Consider the following 16,786-nt stretch of genomic DNA (forward strand, 5'->3'; position numbering starts at 1 on the left):
CTCTTTAAGACTTGATAATTTTTAGCGTCTTTCGACGTTAAGATATCAGTGCTTATGAGTGCCCACACAGATTGTCTGATAAATTGTTAAAGAGCATTGCCACCGTATTTCCGGGTGGCGCGGGCTGCGTATATTACGCTTTCCCGCTGCAGAGTCAAGCATTTATTTTCACTTAACTTTGCCTGACAGGCCGGTTTGTTTGCCGTTGTGCCGTGTCAGTGGAGGCGCATTATAGGGCCTAATCTGAAGCTGGCAAGTGTTTAATACGAAAAAATTATCGTTCGATTATTTTCCAGGCAAATCCCATCTCAAACCGTGATTATTGAATACTTCTTATACAAAAACAGGCCCCGCGAGGCCTGTTTTTATTATTTTTGTGATTTACTGCACTGCGACAATCGTGCCATCTTTAACTTTCAGTTCAATTGTTTTCCCCGGAATCAACTCGCCCGATAAAATCTGTTGAGCAAGTGGGTTCTCGATCTGTTGCTGAATAGCCCGTTTCAACGGCCGCGCACCATAAACCGGGTCGTAGCCATTTTCACCAAGCATCGCCAGAGCTTCATCAGTGATATGAAGTTCATAGCCACGTTCTTCCAGGCGTTTATACAACCGCTGCAACTGAATATTCGCAATAGAAGCAATATGGCGCTCCGAAAGCGGATGGAACACAACCACCTCATCAATACGGTTGATAAACTCAGGCCTGAAGCTATGAGTCACTACGCCCATCACCAGCTCTTTCATATTGCCGTAATCCAGTTCCCCAAACCTTTCCTGGATTAAATCAGACCCCAGGTTTGAAGTCATGATGACCACAGTATTCCTGAAATCGACGGTTCTCCCCTGGCCATCAGTAAGACGCCCGTCATCCAATACCTGTAATAAGATATTGAATACATCAGGATGTGCCTTTTCGACTTCATCCAGCAAAATGACCGAATACGGACGGCGACGCACCGCTTCTGTCAAGTAGCCACCTTCTTCATAACCGACATATCCTGGAGGTGCCCCAACCAGGCGGGAAACCGAGTGCTTTTCCATAAACTCAGACATATCGATGCGCACCATGGCGTCATCACTATCAAACATAAAGTTCGCCAGTGATTTACACAGTTCTGTTTTCCCAACCCCTGTCGGACCGAGGAACAAGAAAGAACCAATTGGACGATTAGGATCAGAAAGCCCTGCACGGCTACGGCGAATAGCATTCGAAACGGCCTGGACCGCTTCATCCTGGCCAATCACACGCTGATGCAGCTGTTCTTCCATACGCAACAGCTTATCCCGCTCGCTTTCCAACATGCGGGACACTGGGATCCCCGTCCAGCGAGCAAGTACCTCAGCAATTTCTGCATCAGTCACTTTATTACGCAACAAGCGCATCGTTTTACCTTCAGACTGCGTTGCTGCTGCCAGTTGTTTCTCCAGTTCGGGAATTTTACCGTACTGCAGTTCAGACATCCTTGCCAGGTCACCAGCACGACGAGCCTGGTCGATGGCAATTTTGGCCTGTTCTAATTCAGCCTTAATGGTTTGAGTACCGGACAACGACGCTTTTTCAGCTTTCCATTCTTCTTCCAGCTCTGCGTAGTCACGCTCTTTCTGAGATAACTCATCATTAAGCATTTCCAGACGCTTTTTACTGGCATCATCAGATTCTTTCAGTAACGCCTGCTGTTCCAGTTTCAGTTGAATGATTCTGCGGTCAAGACGATCCAGTTCTTCAGGTTTCGAGTCAATCTGCATACGAATGCTGGAAGCGGCTTCATCTATCAGGTCAATCGCTTTATCCGGCAACTGCCGGTCTGCAATATAACGATGTGACAGCGTTGCTGCGGCAACAATAGCCGGGTCAGTAATTTGCACATGGTGATGCAATTCATAGCGTTCTTTCAAACCACGCAAAATAGCGATGGTGTCTTCAACACTCGGTTGCGCGACAAATACTTTCTGGAAACGACGTTCCAGCGCAGCATCTTTTTCAATGTACTGACGGTATTCATCCAGTGTGGTAGCCCCAACGCAATGTAACTCACCACGGGCAAGTGCCGGTTTCAGCATATTTCCCGCATCCATTGCGCCATCGGCCTTACCAGCCCCCACCATTGTGTGTAATTCATCAATAAACAGAATGACGTTACCTTCCTGTTTGGACAGGTCATTCAGCACTGCTTTCAGCCGTTCTTCAAACTCGCCGCGGTATTTAGCGCCAGCCACCAGCGCCCCCATATCCAGCGCCAGAACACGGCGGCCTTTCAAGCCTTCAGGCACTTCGCCGTTAATAATACGTTGGGCAAGTCCTTCCACAATGGCAGTTTTACCCACACCAGGCTCACCAATCAATACTGGATTGTTTTTAGTACGGCGCTGCAATACCTGAATGGTTCGGCGAATTTCTTCATCACGGCCAATAACCGGATCAAGTTTGCCTTGTTCCGCACGTTCAGTCAGGTCAAGCGTATATTTTTTTAAGGCTTGCCGCTGGTCCTCGGCACCCTGATCGTTCACGTTTTCCCCTCCGCGAATTTGTTCAATCGCTTGTGTAATATTGGCCGTTGTTGCTCCAGCAGATTTCAGAATATCTGCCAGTGAACCACGCGACTCCAGCGCAGCCAAAACGAACAGTTCTGACGAAATAAAGTTATCGCCTCGTTTTTGCGCCAGTTTGTCGCACATGTTCAATACACGCACCAGATCCTGCGAAGGCTGAACATCGCCTCCGGTACCTTCAACCTGAGGTAGCCGGGATAGCGCATTTTCCATGGCGCTTTTAAGCTGAGTGGTATTAACGCCAGCAGAAGTCAGTAAAGGACGTACAGAGCCCCCCTCCTGATTGAATAAAGCATTCATCAGGTGAAGCGGTTCGATAAATTGGTTGTCGTGCCCGAGAGCAAGAGACTGGGCATCAGCGAGAGCAAGCTGGAATTTGTTAGTAAGACGATCCAGACGCATAATTCCTCCCATAACAGGTCAAATTTGCTACTGGAGATTAAATGAGGTCATCCCTCAATTATTCAAGGTTAATGACCATAATTATGTTTGGGAAAAGTTACACGTACTGGATCGTCTTGATTTAATAGGTTATATCAGCCAGACAAAACTTGCCATACGCCCGGTAGTCCTGTCACGGCGATAAGAGAAGAACGTACTGGGTTCACTGAATGTGCAATGGTCACCGCCATACACCCGGGTAATACCCAGGTTTGCCAGGCGCTGGCGAGCCAGTTGGTAAATATCGGCGAAATATTTCTCACCCGCAGGCCTGAATGCCTGCTGTGCTTCCGGGGCCTTTTCCATAAATGCGGCCCGCACTTCCGGGCCAACTTCAAAGGCCTCAGGGCCAATCGCCGGGCCTAACCATGCGAGTAAATTGGCTGGTTTATCTTCAAAACAAGCAACGGTTGCCTCAATAACACCTTCACACAACCCACGCCAGCCAGCATGCGCCGCGGCCACTTCCGTACCCGCAGTGTTGCACAATAAAACCGGCAAACAGTCTGCCGTCATGACAGCACACACTTTCCCTCTTTGCCGGGTATATACCGCATCTGCACGCTTATTCTCCCAGGGGGAATCCAAATTAAGTACATGCGTACCATGAACTTGCTCAAGCCATTCGGGCTGAGCCGGCAAACCAGCTGCCGTATAAAAAATTTGCCTGTTGTGTTCAACATGCGCGGCATCATCGCCGCAGTGGGCGCCTAAATTCAGGCTCCCCCAGGGTGGCTGACTCACCCCGCCAATTCGAGTACTACTGCACGCCATTACACCTTCGGGTAACGGCCACTGCGGGGTGATCATTTTGGTCATAACCAGTCCACTTGATCTTTGTAGGTTTCGAAATCGTCACGCATTACAGCAATAAGATCAATCATGTCTTGTGGGATAGGAGCATGCCATTCCATTTCTATACCGGAAATGGGGTGATATAAACGCAACATGGTGGCATGCAACGCCTGCCTGTCAAATTTACGCAGGGTGTCAATAAATGCTTCAGAGGCACCTTTTGGTGGACGCGGGCGACCGCCATATAATGGATCCCCCACCAGCGGGTGGCTGATATGTGCCATATGGACGCGAATCTGGTGAGTACGGCCAGTTTCCAGGCGCAGGCGCAGGCGGGTATGAACCCGGAACTGTTCCATAATCCGGTAGTGCGTCACAGCATGTTTACCCATTGGGTGCACTGCCATATGAGTGCGCTTAGTAGGATGCCGGCTGATGGGTTCATTAACCAGACCACCCGCGGTCATATGCCCAATTGCCACTGCTTCATATTCACGGGTAATTTCTCTGCGCTGCAGAGACTCAACCAGGCGCGTCTGCGCCGGGACGGTTTTTGCGACCACCATCAACCCGGTGGTGTCTTTATCCAGGCGATGCACAATCCCTGCCCGAGGAACATCCACAATCGGCGGGTAATAATGCAGTAATGCGTTTAGAATAGTGCCGTCCGGGTTACCAGCACCCGGGTGAACCACCAAATCGCGCGGTTTATTAATAACGATGATGTCTTCATCTTCGTACACGATATCCAGCGGGATGTCCTGCGGCTCGAAGCGTACTTCTTCTTCAATTTCCGCATTGATGGAAACCTGTTCCCCACCAAGCACTTTTTCTTTAGGCTTATCGCAAGTCAGGCCATTAATCTGAACGCGGCCCTGCAAAATCCACTCTTTTATTCGAGAACGGGAATAATCCGGGAACAATTCAGCCAAAGCCTGATCTAAGCGTTGACCGAGCTGAGTTTCGGATACCGTTGCAGTGAGTTGTACTAGTTGTGCCATATACAGCTTCTTTGTTTAACGTTGGGTTTTTACGGCTTTGCCGTTTAATATAGTGTGCTATTGTAGCTGGTCTTGACCGGAAGCTTCACGGAAAGTCTCCCGGAATAACATTTTGAGGAAAGCCAAAACGTCATGATGCGTATGAAATATCTGCTGGCAGCCGCCACACTGAGCCTTGCTCTGGCTGGTTGTTCCAGCTCCAAAGATGAGGTGCCTGATAATCCGCCTTCTGAAATTTACGCGACTGCTCAGCAAAAGCTGCAGGACGGTAACTGGAAAGCGGCGATAAAGCAACTTGAAGCGCTGGATAACCGTTATCCTTTTGGCCCATATTCGCAACAAGTTCAGTTGGATCTTATCTACGCCTATTATAAAAACGCAGACTTGCCGCTGGCACAGGCAGCTATTGACCGCTTCCTGCGCCTGAACCCCACGCATCCTAACATTGATTATGTGCTTTACATGCGTGGTCTGACCAACATGGCACTCGACGACAGCGCACTGCAAGGTTTCTTCGGTGTGGATCGTTCAGACCGTGACCCACAGCATGCACGTGATGCGTTCAACGATTTCTCTAAACTGGTACGTGGTTACCCGCACAGCCAGTATGCGAACGATGCAGAGAAACGGATGCTGTTCCTGAAAGACCGCCTGGCAAAATATGAGCTCTCCGTGGCGCAATATTACACCAAACGTGGAGCCTGGGTTGCTGTTGTTAACCGTGTGGAAGGTATGCTGAAAAACTACCAGGATACGCAGGCTACTCGTGATGCCCTGCCTCTGATGGAAAATGCCTACCGCAAAATGCAGCTGGACGCGCAGGCAGATAAAGTAGCCAAAATTATTGCGTCAAACAGCCCGAACACCTGATTAGTGCTTCACACAAAAAACGGTAGCCACAGGCTGCCGTTTTTTTATGCTATTCACACACAAACTGTCACTTTTGCAGTTGTGTTATCCAGTCAACTATGGCGCTTTTTAGCGTATTCGACAAGGCCTAAATAGCCTCATCCTGTCCTGCCTCACAAAACACGTTAGATTGACAAAAAGTGACAAAATTACGTGATTTTACTCACGCATTTTGACATTCAGCGCGGTATGCTGAAATCACCAAGACGGAAAGACAAGAGGTAAATTTATGACAATGAACATTACCAGCAAACAAATGGAAATCACCCCAGCTATTCGCCAGCATGTCACCGAACGTCTCTCCAAACTGGACAAATGGCAAACGCATCTTATTAATCCGCATATTATTTTGTCCAAAGAACCTAAGGGTTTTGTTGCAGATGCAACCATCAACACACCGAATGGGCATCTGGTGGCCAGCGCAAAACATGAAGATATGTACGCCGCCATTAATGAACTGATAACGAAGCTGGAGCGCCAACTGAATAAGGTACAGCACAAAAGTGAAGCCCGCCGGGCCGATGCTTCAGTTAAAGATGTGATCAGTGCTGAAGAAGCGTGATACATCGCAGATACATTTTCTAACGCGCCTTCGGGCGCGTTTTTTATTGACAGAACGAAAACTCTGCGGGTACTTTACTGGTATCACTTTCAGAGAAACTTACATGAAACAACGTCTGTTCTTCTTCGCATTCTTCTTTATCTTCCCCATCTCGGGGGGGCGATTCGTCATATAAGAAGCACGCGAAGACGAATAAGCAGGCCTCCCAAACCGGGAGGCCTTTTTTATGGCTAACAAAAAGGTTGAGTTATGACTCCGGAAAATCCATTACTGGCCCTGCGGGACAAAATCAGCGCAGTTGATGAAAAGCTGCTGGATCTCCTGTCTGAGCGTAAAGCGCTGGCGGTGGAAGTAGGTAAAGCGAAACTGGCAACGCACCGGCCTGTGCGCGATATTGACAGAGAAAAAGATTTGCTTGAGCGCCTGATTATTCTGGGTAAACAAAAGCAACTCGACGCACACTATATTACCCGCCTGTTTCAATTGATCATTGAAGACTCCGTTCTTACCCAGCAAGCCCTTCTGCAGCAAAGCCTGAACAAAACAAACCCACACACCGCTCGTATCTCTTTCCTTGGCCCCAAAGGCTCCTGGTCGCACCTGGCTTCCCGCCAGTATGCTGCACGCCATTTTGAAGAGTTTGTTGAGTGTGGTTGCAATAAATTTCAGGATATTTTCAACCAGGTCGAAACAGGCCAGGCAGACTACGCCGTTGTTCCACTGGAAAACACCAGCTCAGGCGCAATCAATGATGTTTATGATTTGCTGCAACACACCAACCTGTCTATTGTGGGCGAACTGACACTGCCTATTGACCATTGTGTACTGGTATCCACAACAACGGACCTTGATACAATAAAAACCGTTTACAGCCACCCACAACCCTTTCAGCAATGCAGTCAGTTCATCAACCGCTACCCGCACTGGAATATTGAATATTGTGAGAGCACTGCAGCGGCAATGGAAAAAGTGGCCCAGTCTTCAGACCCTTCTGTCGCAGCTCTGGGAAGTGAACCTGGCGGCGCTTTATACGGGCTCCAGGTACTGGAACGCAATCTCGCGAACCAGAAGCAAAATATTACCCGCTTTGTCGTTCTGGCCCGCAAACCAGTAAACGTTTCTGACCAGGTCCCGGCCAAAACCACACTGCTTATGGCCACCGGGCAACAGGCAGGCGCGCTGGTTGAAGCGCTGTTGGTGCTGCGCAACCACAACCTGATCATGACCAGGCTGGAGTCCCGCCCAATTCACGGTAACCCGTGGGAAGAAATGTTTTACCTGGATATTCAGGCCAACCTGCAATCCAGCGCTATGCAACATGCTCTGGCTGAGCTGGAGAGCATCACCCGTTACCTGAAGGTCCTGGGCTGCTACCCCAGCGAAAATGTAATTCCAGTTGAACCGGCATAGCCGTCTTTCGCCAGTGGAACAGCACACTGCTAGCCCGCAAAACGGGTTGCAGCTATCCCTTCCACATCCACAGGCAAGGTGAAAATAGCGCCAGATAAGGGGTACTCAGCCTGCCCCTCGTCACTCATATTTTCCCGGGTGGTGGTAATAAACAACGTGCGCATATCCGCACCACCAAAGCAAACCATAGTAGGCATAGGTACTGGCAGTCGCACTTCCAGTAACTGTTCCCCCTGTGGTGAAAAGCGGGCAATACGGCTGCCACCATGAAATGCACTCCAGTAGCACCCTTCGGCATCTACAGCAGCACCATCCGGCAGCCCCTCTTCTGGGGTAAAATTACGGAATACCCGGCGCACACCAGGACCGCCCTGCTCATCTATTCTGCTCTGGTAAATCACGCGGTTAGGGGAATCTGAGTTATACATGTATTCACCCGATGGGCTGAACGCCAGCCCATTAGCACCCTGCAAATCACACTGAATTACTTGTGATTGCAAAGCGTTGTCAACACGCACCAATAACGCACCATTGAAATCACCTGGCGCCCAAAAGGTTCCGGCATAAAAGTTGCCCAGGCGGTCTGTACCACCATCGTTAAACCGTGCGAGTTGTGGGTTATTGGGGTTATCACACACTTTGTGCAGCAAAATACCCGTTGCGTTACTCAACCAGATACCACTGCGCATTGCCACAATAAAACCACCAGACTGGCGCAAAGCAAAACAACCAACTTCTTCAGGAAAACGAATAACACGATGCTGGTGCGATGATAACTGGAAACAATGAATTTCCTGCTCCAGGATATCAGTCCAGTACAGAGATCCTGCTTGCTCATCCCACACCGGGCTTTCCGGCAAGTGCCCGATATAATCCAGTAACAGTTCTGGCGTCCCCATGGTTTCCCCCAAAATAAAAAAGCCAGCAGATTTACCCTGCTGGCTTTCAAGTATAAAACCTGTTTTGATTATTGGCGGTTATCGTTAGCCTGGCGTAACAAATTTCGGCTTTCTGCCTGGAAATGTTTCGCGTAATCACCAAACCAGTGTTCAACTTTACGGAAACTGTCAATAAAGGCCTGTTTGTCGCCATGCTCTATCAGGCTCAACGCCTCACCAAAGCGCTGATAGTAACGCTTGATAAGTGCCAGATTATTCCCGGAAGACATAATGATATCCGCATACAATTGCGGGTCCTGGGCAAACAAGCGCCCGACCATTGCCAGCTCAAGCCGGTATATAGGCGAAGACAGCGCCAGCAGCTGATCAAGTTGAACATTCTCTTCAGCCAAATGCAGGCCATAAGCAAACGTTGCGAAATGGCGCAATGCCTGAATAAAGGCCATATTCTGGTCATGCTCAACCGCGCTAATGCGGTGTATGCGTGCGCCCCAAACCTGGATTTGTTCAAGGAACCATTGATACGCTTCCGGTTGGCGCCCATCGCACCACACAACAACTTGTTTAGCGAGGCTGCCAGTATCCGGGCCAAACATGGGATGCAGCCCCAAAACAGGCCCGGAGTGAGCAGCCAGCATTGCCTGCAGCGGAGAATTCTTCACCGAAGCAAGATCGACCAGAATACAATCCTGTGGCAGAGGCGGAAGCTGGTTAATCACCTGCTCGGTCAAATGAATGGGCACGCTGACAATAACCATTCCGGCATCATGCAACAGCGTTTCGGCCTGCGGCCAGTCCCCTTGTTCCAAAATTCTCACCTGGTAACCGGACAACACCAGCAGTTTTTCAAACAACCGCCCCATTTGCCCTGCGCCACCGATAATCACCACAGGCCGCAACCCTGGCATCAGTGTTTTAAAGCCTTTATCGTTCTCGCTGGAATAAGACTCGCGCATCACCCGACGTAACACGTCCTCGATCAGATCCGGTGGTACCCCAAGCGTTTCAGCTTCATGGCGACGCGAGGCCAACATGGACGCCTCCCGCTCTGGAACATAAATCGGCAACCCGTAACGGCTCTTTACTTCTCCGACTTCAGCTACCAGTTCAAGGCGACGCGCCAGTAATCCGAGTAACGCTTTATCCACTTCATCAATTTGATCGCGCAGTGCAGTCAGTTCTGCAACCATTCATTTGTCCTCTTAAGCCTGGCGTGCAGCGATATGCTCACGAAGATCTTCATGAATATCACACAGCAGCGCCTCGGTCGTTTCCCAACTAATGCAGGCATCAGTTACGGAAACCCCGTATTTCATTTCGTTGCGGGGCTGTTCTGATGACTGGTTGCCTTCGAATAAGTTACTTTCAATCATCAGGCCAATAATAGAACGGTTGCCATCCTTGATCTGGGCGACAGCCGATTCAGCAACCCCGGTTTGACGGCGGAAATCTTTGTTTGAGTTGCCATGGCTGCAATCTATCATCAGAGATGGACGGAGTCCCGCCTTCTGCATCTCTTTTTCACATTGAGCAACATCTTCAGGACCGTAGTTTGGTGCTTTACCACCGCGTAAAATAACATGCCCGTCCGGGTTACCCTGGGTTTGCAACAGGCAAACCTGGCCTGCCTGGTTAATCCCCATAAACCGGTGCTGCATAGAAGCGGCACGCATTGCATTGATTGCGGTAGCCAGGCTGCCATCAGTCCCATTTTTAAAACCAACCGGCATAGACAGCCCTGAAGCCATTTCACGGTGAGTTTGCGACTCAGTTGTACGGGCACCAATAGCAGACCAACTGAACAGATCACCCAGGTATTGCGGGCTGTTTGGATCCAGTGCTTCTGTTGCCAGTGGTAAGCCCATACCAACCAGTTCTACCAGCAAGCGACGAGCAATTTTCAGGCCGGATTCCACGTCAAATGAACCATCCATATGCGGATCGTTGATTAAGCCTTTCCAGCCAACGGTAGTACGCGGTTTTTCAAAATAGACACGCATCACCAGATACAAGCTATCGCCGACTTGTTCTGAGAGCGTTTTAAAACGACGGGCGTATTCAATTGCCGCTTCGGGATCATGAATAGAGCAAGGGCCACACACCACTAACAAGCGCGGATCGCGCCCGGCAATAATATCTGCAATGGTCTTACGAGATTCAGACACTTGAGCTTCCTGTTCTGCAGTCAGTGGAAACTGCGCTTTGAGTTGATCAGGCGTAATCAAGATTTGTTCATCAGCGATGTTGATATTATTCAGCGTGTCTTTTTGCATGGTGGAAGTCCTGTTTAAAACGAAGTTTGCGATATTTTCCCCGAAAGGCGCGTTCACCTTACCACAGTGGGTAAAGATTTCAATCCAAAATACGTAAACATTAATTTACACCATCAATTTAATTGCCATTAAACCGGGATAAACACCATATAAATGTAAACTTATAATTACACTATTAAAAAGCACTTCGCTAACACACTGATCTCACGTCACTCTGCATGACACGTATTTACGGCAGAAAAACAGTTTTTTTCTGAGCTGATAAACCAGGAAAAAGCCATGTGGTGAATAAACACGCTATTTACGGACTGACGGAATGATAACAAAATGTTACCATCATAGGATTATTCTCATGCTGTAAGTACGAGCCAGAACTCACATGCCCCGACTCGTCTCAATGCTGTTTTTGCTTTTTGCATGCTGTATTTCCGCAAAGTCCAGCGCCTCTGACGCAAGGTCTCAACCATACCTGCCCGGCGCAGCGCAAAATGTAAAGAGAATGGTTTATGGCATTGTCAGCTATACCCGCTGGCCTTCTCTGGCAGGCAGGCCCCGCATGTGTTTTTCTCACAGCACTCCTTATCTGGGCGAACTGACATCTGCGAATGACGCAGCAAATATGCCTTACCAGCCTGTTGTTTTAACTGAGATTAACAACTCAACCGCAACACAGTGCGATGGCATCTATTTCGGTCAGGAATCAGCTCAAACACAACAGGCCATTATTCAGCAACTCCCTGCTGGTGCCCGCCTGTTCATTTCAGAAAATAACCCACAATGTGTAACAGGCAGCGCATTTTGCCTTGCCATAACATCTGATTCGGTAAAATTTTCCGTGAATTTGGATTCGTTGACACGCAGCGGTGTGCACGTTTCGCCTGATGTTTTGTTGCTCGCAAGAAAAACGGAGAAGTGATGGTAATGGACACCCGATTTTGCTCACGACCAACATTCAAAAATACGCTACGGCGCATCAGCCTGATTAGCGTGGTAGTGGCGATGATTGCGTCATGGGTCCTTATCTCTCTGACATCAATGGTGGCACTCAAGCAATATGCACAAACAAACTTAGCGTTACTGAGTAGTACTATCAGCCACAGCCTTGAGGCCGCCACGGTATTTCATGATTCACTGGCTGCGCTAAACACACTGGAAACACTGGGAGAACAGGGGCAGTTTTCTGCAGCCATTGTTTATGATAACCAGCAGCAGGAGATGACCCGCTGGGACAGCCCAAAAATACGCCATCAGGCCATGATAGAAAACCTGGTCAGTAAGTGGGTTTACCCTGAGCCTGTCTCTAAAACAATTGAACACAATGGCCAGGTAGTCGGCACACTCGTACTGACTGGTACTGATGGCATCGTCACACATTTTGTCTGGCTTTCGTTGGCAGTACTGGCCGGTTGCCTGTTCCTGGCTGCATTGTTGTCACTACTTATCAGTAACTACCTGCACCGCGATCTCAATAAAGCCCTGCATGCAATGACCAGCGTGGTGCACGACGTGCGGGAAAACCGTGATTTTTCCCGGCGTGCCACCCCAACCCACATTGATGAGTTCTACCGTTTTGCCAATGACTTTAACAGCCTGCTTGATGACATGGAGACCTGGCAAATCCAGCTCCAGCAACGCAATGCCTCTTTACTGAAGAGTACTCTGCATGACCCGCTAACCGGTCTGGGTAACCGCAATGCATTTTGCCAGGCGCTCGATAAGCTATATGCCACGCCAGAAGCTAAAAACGGTGCCGTGTTGCTGTATATGGACGGTAATCATTTCAAGACCATTAACGACACATGGGGGCACAACGCAGGAGACCTGGTGCTGATTGAAACTGCCCACAGGCTGGCTACATTTGCTGGCGAAACCTGCCCGGCATTTCGGCTGGGCGGGGACGAATTTGCTGTTCTGTTGGCCGGCATACGGCATGAAGCTGATATCACGCAGAAAATCAGCGAAATAACACAACGGCTGTCGCCTTCTATTGCTATCTCACCGGAAAAAAGTGTAGTGATGTCATTAAGTATTGGCTATGCCTGGGCACACTCTTGTAGTACCCCAGATGAACTCATTGAAAGTGCAGACACCTGTATGTACCAGGTGAAGCGCTCAACACGCAGATAAGAAGCATAAGACACAGCAATTGGGAATGGTAACAATGAGACACGCTTTCGCTCCATTATTGTTAACAGCAGCTGTACTGCTAACAGCCTGCCAGACGAATACTTCCACCTTCACCCATCAGCAGGTTGAGGCCATGCAATCTTATGGTTTTAAACCAACAGATTCAGGCTGGTCTCTTGGGATGTCTGATAAAATTCTGTTCGACACAGAGCAATTTCGCCTGAAACCTGCCAGCGAACAAAAAATACAGGGTATGGCTCAACACCTGGCTCAAGTAGGCATCACTCACGTACATTTTAATGGCTACACCGATAATTACGGTGACAGGCAGTACAACCTCACTCTGTCTCTGAAACGTGCGAATGCCGTTGCTGATGCATGGTCAGAAGGAACAAACATACCCAGAACCAACCTCACTACCGAAGGTCTGGGTGACAAATACCCGGTAGCCAGTAACGCAACTCGCGAAGGGCGTGCGGAAAACCGCCATGTAGCTGTGGTGATTACGGCTCCTTAATTGTTCCGCTTGTTTAATTAAACATTCGTAAACAGGTGAATCGTTTCATACTCCAGTTGTCTAATTATCATATTCATAACTAAAACAGGCTGATTAGCGGTTAGTTCTTCTTCACGCGCCACACTGTTTCATGTCACTGGAGAATCCATGTTTTCAGGCTTCAAGAAATCCTTCCTTCACCCAAGAAACTGGCTAACCTGGCTGGGTCTGGGTATTTTGTGGGCAATGGTTCAGCTTCCGTATCCGGTTATAGCCTGCATTGGCCGGTCGTTGGGTAAAGCGTCTCGCCCATTTCTGAAGCGCCGTGAAAAAATCGCCAGGCGTAACATTGAATTGTGTTTCCCAGAAATGAGTGCAGTTGAAAAAGAAAAGCTTATCGACGACAACTTTATTTCCCTTGGCATGGGGCTGGTTGAAACGGGCATGGCATGGTTTTGGCGCGATTCACGAGTGAGAAAATGGTTTGATGTTGAAGGCTACGCACACCTTGACCAGGCAATGAGCACCGGAAAAGGCGTAATCGCGATAGGTGTTCACTTCATGTCACTTGAGTTGGGCGGCAGAGTGATGGGGTTGTGCCGGCCAATGATGGCGACATACAGGCCTCATAACAGCCCTTTAATGGAGTGGGTACAAACCAAAGGCCGCTTGCGGTCAAATAAAGCAATGATAGACAGGCGAAACCTGAAAGGCCTGGTCAACGCACTAAAAAGCGGGGAAGCGGTATGGTTTGCGCCAGACCAGGATTACGGCCCGAAAGGCAGTGTCTTTGCCCCATTTTTCTCAGTACCGGATGCCGCCACCACCAATGGTACCTATGCAGTTTCCCAACTTTCCCGTTCTGCGATGCTGACTATCACCATGGTTCGTAAACCCGGCCATGCCGGTTACCGCTTGCATATCAGCAAAGCCTTTGATGACTACCCGGAAAGCAAGATACAGGCAGCCAGGTACATCAACAAAGTTATAGAGCAAGAGATCCTGCGTGCACCCGGGCAGTATTTGTGGGTACACCGGCGTTTTAAAACTCGCCCGGAAGGCGCCACTCAGCTCTATTCGTAACCTGAGGAGCAACGGCAAGATGATGCCAAATCCGGCTATTGAAAGCTGTTTAATCAATAAATGGGTTACCAGAGGGCAATAGCAATAAGTATGGCAAAGAAAAAGGGGCTGGCATAATGCCAACCCCTTGTTTTCTATTAACTTTAAGATGACGCTTGCGCGTGTACTTAGTTAAGACGCTCTTTGATACGAGCAGATTTACCAGTACGTTCACGCAGGTAGTACAGTTTAGCTTTACGAACGGCACCACGGCGTTTGACGTTGATAGAATCAACAACCGGTGAGTGAGTCTGGAATACACGCTCAACACCTTCGCCGTTGGAAATTTTACGAACAGTGAATGCAGAGTGCAGACCGCGGTTACGGATAGCGATAACCACGCCCTCGAATGCCTGCAGACGTTTTTTAGAACCTTCAACAACCCATACTTTCACTTCCACGGTATCGCCCGGACGGAAGGAAGGTACGTCCTGCTTCATCTGCTCTTGTTCAATTTGCTTGATAATGTTGCTCATAATTTAATCTCTTATCCTGGGTAAACTGATGTTTCGGGTGGCAGCCTATGCTTCGCCATTCCCATCATGTTTATGTTGCTGCTTATGTTCCCGCTGGAACTCCGCCAGCAACTTTGCTTGCTCTTCAGTCAGAGCCAGGTTTTCCAGAAGTTCAGGTCTTCTAAGCCAGGTGCGCCCAAGCGACTGTTTCAAACGCCAGCGGCGAATCTCTGCATGATTACCCGACAGTAACACTGGCGGTACTTCCATGCCTTCCAAAACCTCAGGCCGGGTATAATGTGGGCAATCCAGCAACCCATCCGCAAATGAATCTTCATTTGCTGACGCTTCATGACCCAGTACACCAGGAACAAACCGGGCAACGGAATCAATTAACGTCATGGCAGGTAACTCACCACCACTGAGCACGTAATCACCGATAGACCACTCTTCGTCAATCTCGGTTTGTATAACGCGCTCATCAATACCTTCGTACCGGCCACAAACCAGAATCAACTTCTCATTTGTTGCCAGTTCACTGACGCCAGCTTGATCAAGCTTGCGCCCCTGAGGTGACAGATAGATCACCTTAGCGCCTTCACCTGCCGCGGCTTTGGCTGCATTGATGGCATCCCGCAAGGGTTGAACCATCATCAGCATCCCAGGCCCGCCACCATAAGGACGATCGTCCACAGTACGGTGCCTGTCATGCGTGAAGTCACGAGGACTCCAGCTTTCGATGCTGAGCAGGCCATTTTTTACAGCCCGACCAGTTACCCCGAAATCGGTAATCGCGCGAAACATCTCGGGAAACAGGCTAATTATGCCAATCCACATAGCGCTGTTATTACCGTATTATCCGGTGGTTAAAAACCAGGATCCCAATCTACTTCAATAGTTTGAGTAGTGAGATCGACTTTCTTGATAACCTGCCCGTCCAGGAACGGAACCAACCGCTCCTTGACACCAAATGCATCTTTCAGGTTTGCCTTAATGACGAGAACGTCATTCGACCCGGTTTCCATCATATCAATGACTTTACCCAGGCTATAACCTTCCGTTGTGACTACCTGGCAGCCCATCAGGTCTTTCCAGTAATAATCACCATCTTCCAGCTGCGGCAACTGCGACGAATCCACGACAATTTCGCAATTAGTCAGTAAATTCGCGGCATCACGGTCATCAACACCTTTCAGTTTGATGACAACATCCTGATTGTGGTAGCGCCAGCTTTCCAGCTCAACAACTTGCCACTGACCCGCCTTCTGGATAAACCAGGGCTGATAGTCAAAAATGCTTTCGGTCTCTTCAGTGGAAGAAAACATTCTGAGCCAACCACGAATACCGTAGGGAGACCCCATTTTCCCCAGAACTATGGGTTCAGCGGGCGTTGATACGGTTTGTTGCTTGCTCATCATGACCACCGCGACAGATTAAGCTGCTTGTTTTACTGATTTGATCAGCGCAGCAACGCGATCAGATACAGTTGCGCCCTGGCCAACCCAGTGAGCGATACGATCCAGATCCAGGCGTGAGCCTTCTTCTTTTTCGCTAGCCAGCGGGTTGAAGAAACCAACGCGCTCAATGAAGCGACCGTTGCGCGCATTACGGCTGTCAGCAACGACAACCTGGTAGAACGGACGCTTTTTAGCGCCGTGACGTGCTAAACGAATAGTTACCATAACATCCTCTTGAGTTAATAAAACAACCGGGCTCCATCGAGGAACGGAGCCCGGTGTCATA

18 protein-coding genes and 1 other annotated feature are annotated in these 16,786 nt (G+C 49.2%); of the genes, 8 read left to right on the plus strand and 10 right to left on the minus strand.

Annotated elements, in window-relative coordinates:
• Positions 1 to 381: 381 nt before the first annotated feature.
• The 3 genes from clpB to rluD form a co-directional block, all read right to left on the minus strand.
• The gene (gene clpB, locus DES37_RS00005; protein WP_110024409.1) at positions 382 to 2,955 is read right to left on the minus strand and encodes an ATP-dependent chaperone ClpB; all 2,574 of its coding nucleotides are present in this window, start codon (positions 2,953 to 2,955) and stop codon (positions 382 to 384) included.
• A 129-nt stretch (positions 2,956 to 3,084) separates the two neighbouring features.
• Positions 3,085 to 3,813, minus strand: a complete 729-nt coding sequence (gene yfiH, locus DES37_RS00010; RefSeq protein ID WP_110024410.1) for a purine nucleoside phosphorylase YfiH — start codon at positions 3,811 to 3,813, stop codon at positions 3,085 to 3,087.
• On the minus strand, positions 3,810 to 4,790 hold the full coding sequence (rluD, locus tag DES37_RS00015; protein ID WP_110024411.1) for a 23S rRNA pseudouridine(1911/1915/1917) synthase RluD: 981 nt from the start codon (positions 4,788 to 4,790) through the stop codon (positions 3,810 to 3,812). Before rluD ends, yfiH begins: the two co-directional genes overlap by 4 nt.
• Before the next feature lie 132 nt (positions 4,791 to 4,922).
• Here rluD and bamD point away from each other — a divergent pair, with 132 nt between their 5' ends.
• The 4 genes from bamD to pheA all read left to right on the plus strand — a co-directional run bounded on the left by bamD (position 4,923) and on the right by pheA (position 7,671).
• Positions 4,923 to 5,660, plus strand: a complete 738-nt coding sequence (gene bamD / locus DES37_RS00025; RefSeq protein ID WP_036104069.1) for an outer membrane protein assembly factor BamD — start codon at positions 4,923 to 4,925, stop codon at positions 5,658 to 5,660.
• A 268-nt stretch (positions 5,661 to 5,928) separates the two neighbouring features.
• Positions 5,929 to 6,261, plus strand: a complete 333-nt coding sequence (gene raiA, locus DES37_RS00030; protein WP_036104065.1) for a ribosome-associated translation inhibitor RaiA — start codon at positions 5,929 to 5,931, stop codon at positions 6,259 to 6,261.
• A gap of 102 nt (positions 6,262 to 6,363) precedes the next feature.
• Positions 6,364 to 6,489, plus strand: a sequence feature (Phe leader region).
• On the plus strand, positions 6,365 to 6,436 hold the full coding sequence (pheL, locus tag DES37_RS25735; protein ID WP_197499305.1) for a pheA operon leader peptide PheL: 72 nt from the start codon (positions 6,365 to 6,367) through the stop codon (positions 6,434 to 6,436). (Overlaps the previous feature by 72 nt.)
• 21 nt (positions 6,490 to 6,510) lie before the next feature.
• Positions 6,511 to 7,671 carry a bifunctional chorismate mutase/prephenate dehydratase gene (gene pheA, locus DES37_RS00035; protein WP_036104061.1) on the plus strand — a complete coding sequence of 387 codons (1,161 nt, stop codon included), beginning with the start codon at positions 6,511 to 6,513 and terminating at the stop codon, positions 7,669 to 7,671.
• A 29-nt stretch (positions 7,672 to 7,700) separates the two neighbouring features.
• On the opposite strand, the gene DES37_RS00040 is transcribed toward pheA, so the two are convergent.
• The 3 genes from DES37_RS00040 to DES37_RS00050 form a co-directional block, all read right to left on the minus strand.
• The gene (locus tag DES37_RS00040) at positions 7,701 to 8,570 is read right to left on the minus strand and encodes an SMP-30/gluconolactonase/LRE family protein (RefSeq protein ID WP_110024412.1); all 870 of its coding nucleotides are present in this window, start codon (positions 8,568 to 8,570) and stop codon (positions 7,701 to 7,703) included.
• A 68-nt stretch (positions 8,571 to 8,638) separates the two neighbouring features.
• On the minus strand, positions 8,639 to 9,760 hold the full coding sequence (gene tyrA / locus DES37_RS00045) for a bifunctional chorismate mutase/prephenate dehydrogenase (protein ID WP_036104056.1): 1,122 nt from the start codon (positions 9,758 to 9,760) through the stop codon (positions 8,639 to 8,641).
• A gap of 12 nt (positions 9,761 to 9,772) precedes the next feature.
• Positions 9,773 to 10,843, minus strand: a complete 1,071-nt coding sequence (locus tag DES37_RS00050) for a 3-deoxy-7-phosphoheptulonate synthase (protein ID WP_110024413.1) — start codon at positions 10,841 to 10,843, stop codon at positions 9,773 to 9,775.
• 397 nt (positions 10,844 to 11,240) lie between these two features.
• Here DES37_RS00050 and yfiR point away from each other — a divergent pair, with 397 nt between their 5' ends.
• From yfiR to lpxP, 4 genes are all read left to right on the plus strand, one after another.
• Complete coding sequence (yfiR, locus tag DES37_RS00055) at positions 11,241 to 11,759, plus strand: regulatory sequestration protein YfiR (protein WP_110024414.1); 519 nt, start codon at positions 11,241 to 11,243, stop codon at positions 11,757 to 11,759.
• A 5-nt stretch (positions 11,760 to 11,764) separates the two neighbouring features.
• Positions 11,765 to 12,970 carry a diguanylate cyclase DgcN/YfiN gene (dgcN, locus tag DES37_RS00060; RefSeq protein WP_245929904.1) on the plus strand — a complete coding sequence of 402 codons (1,206 nt, stop codon included), beginning with the start codon at positions 11,765 to 11,767 and terminating at the stop codon, positions 12,968 to 12,970.
• Positions 12,971 to 12,995: 25 nt separating this feature from the next.
• A complete protein-coding gene (locus DES37_RS00065) occupies positions 12,996 to 13,487 on the plus strand; it encodes an OmpA family protein (RefSeq protein WP_110024416.1) in 492 nt (163 codons plus the stop codon).
• Positions 13,488 to 13,634: 147 nt separating this feature from the next.
• The gene (gene lpxP / locus DES37_RS00070; protein ID WP_110024417.1) at positions 13,635 to 14,549 is read left to right on the plus strand and encodes a kdo(2)-lipid IV(A) palmitoleoyltransferase; all 915 of its coding nucleotides are present in this window, start codon (positions 13,635 to 13,637) and stop codon (positions 14,547 to 14,549) included.
• 167 nt (positions 14,550 to 14,716) lie between these two features.
• Here lpxP and rplS read toward each other — a convergent pair whose 3' ends face one another.
• The 4 genes from rplS to rpsP are packed head-to-tail and all read right to left on the minus strand — an operon-like array spanning position 14,717 to position 16,725.
• Positions 14,717 to 15,064 carry a 50S ribosomal protein L19 gene (gene rplS / locus DES37_RS00075; protein WP_036104048.1) on the minus strand — a complete coding sequence of 116 codons (348 nt, stop codon included), beginning with the start codon at positions 15,062 to 15,064 and terminating at the stop codon, positions 14,717 to 14,719.
• Positions 15,065 to 15,109: 45 nt separating this feature from the next.
• On the minus strand, positions 15,110 to 15,880 hold the full coding sequence (gene trmD / locus DES37_RS00080; RefSeq protein WP_110024418.1) for a tRNA (guanosine(37)-N1)-methyltransferase TrmD: 771 nt from the start codon (positions 15,878 to 15,880) through the stop codon (positions 15,110 to 15,112).
• A 29-nt stretch (positions 15,881 to 15,909) separates the two neighbouring features.
• Complete coding sequence (gene rimM / locus DES37_RS00085) at positions 15,910 to 16,458, minus strand: ribosome maturation factor RimM (RefSeq protein ID WP_036104043.1); 549 nt, start codon at positions 16,456 to 16,458, stop codon at positions 15,910 to 15,912.
• An 18-nt stretch (positions 16,459 to 16,476) separates the two neighbouring features.
• Positions 16,477 to 16,725: a 30S ribosomal protein S16 gene (rpsP, locus tag DES37_RS00090; RefSeq protein WP_036104040.1), complete on the minus strand. Its 249-nt coding sequence runs from the start codon at positions 16,723 to 16,725 to the stop codon at positions 16,477 to 16,479.
• Between the last annotated feature and the right edge of the window lie 61 nt (positions 16,726 to 16,786).

It is taken from the genome of Mangrovibacter plantisponsor (assembly GCF_003182475.1).
GTDB lineage: Bacteria > Pseudomonadota > Gammaproteobacteria > Enterobacterales > Enterobacteriaceae > Mangrovibacter > Mangrovibacter plantisponsor.

What these genes read in the sequence shown, in the direction of transcription:
- clpB (WP_110024409.1), bottom strand. Translation starts at nt 2,955, where the DNA reads ATGCGTCTGGATCGTCTTACTAACAAATTCCAGCTTGCTCTCGCTGAT.
- yfiH (WP_110024410.1), bottom strand. Translation starts at nt 3,813, where the DNA reads ATGACCAAAATGATCACCCCGCAGTGGCCGTTACCCGAAGGTGTAATG.
- rluD (WP_110024411.1), bottom strand. Translation starts at nt 4,790, where the DNA reads ATGGCACAACTAGTACAACTCACTGCAACGGTATCCGAAACTCAGCTC.
- bamD (WP_036104069.1), top strand. Translation starts at nt 4,923, where the DNA reads ATGATGCGTATGAAATATCTGCTGGCAGCCGCCACACTGAGCCTTGCT.
- raiA (WP_036104065.1), top strand. Translation starts at nt 5,929, where the DNA reads ATGACAATGAACATTACCAGCAAACAAATGGAAATCACCCCAGCTATT.
- pheA (WP_036104061.1), top strand. Translation starts at nt 6,511, where the DNA reads ATGACTCCGGAAAATCCATTACTGGCCCTGCGGGACAAAATCAGCGCA.
- DES37_RS00040 (WP_110024412.1), bottom strand. Translation starts at nt 8,570, where the DNA reads ATGGGGACGCCAGAACTGTTACTGGATTATATCGGGCACTTGCCGGAA.
- tyrA (WP_036104056.1), bottom strand. Translation starts at nt 9,760, where the DNA reads ATGGTTGCAGAACTGACTGCACTGCGCGATCAAATTGATGAAGTGGAT.
- DES37_RS00050 (WP_110024413.1), bottom strand. Translation starts at nt 10,843, where the DNA reads ATGCAAAAAGACACGCTGAATAATATCAACATCGCTGATGAACAAATC.
- yfiR (WP_110024414.1), top strand. Translation starts at nt 11,241, where the DNA reads ATGCTGTTTTTGCTTTTTGCATGCTGTATTTCCGCAAAGTCCAGCGCC.
- dgcN (WP_245929904.1), top strand. Translation starts at nt 11,765, where the DNA reads ATGGACACCCGATTTTGCTCACGACCAACATTCAAAAATACGCTACGG.
- DES37_RS00065 (WP_110024416.1), top strand. Translation starts at nt 12,996, where the DNA reads ATGGTAACAATGAGACACGCTTTCGCTCCATTATTGTTAACAGCAGCT.
- lpxP (WP_110024417.1), top strand. Translation starts at nt 13,635, where the DNA reads ATGTTTTCAGGCTTCAAGAAATCCTTCCTTCACCCAAGAAACTGGCTA.
- rplS (WP_036104048.1), bottom strand. Translation starts at nt 15,064, where the DNA reads ATGAGCAACATTATCAAGCAAATTGAACAAGAGCAGATGAAGCAGGAC.
- trmD (WP_110024418.1), bottom strand. Translation starts at nt 15,880, where the DNA reads ATGTGGATTGGCATAATTAGCCTGTTTCCCGAGATGTTTCGCGCGATT.
- rimM (WP_036104043.1), bottom strand. Translation starts at nt 16,458, where the DNA reads ATGAGCAAGCAACAAACCGTATCAACGCCCGCTGAACCCATAGTTCTG.
- rpsP (WP_036104040.1), bottom strand. Translation starts at nt 16,725, where the DNA reads ATGGTAACTATTCGTTTAGCACGTCACGGCGCTAAAAAGCGTCCGTTC.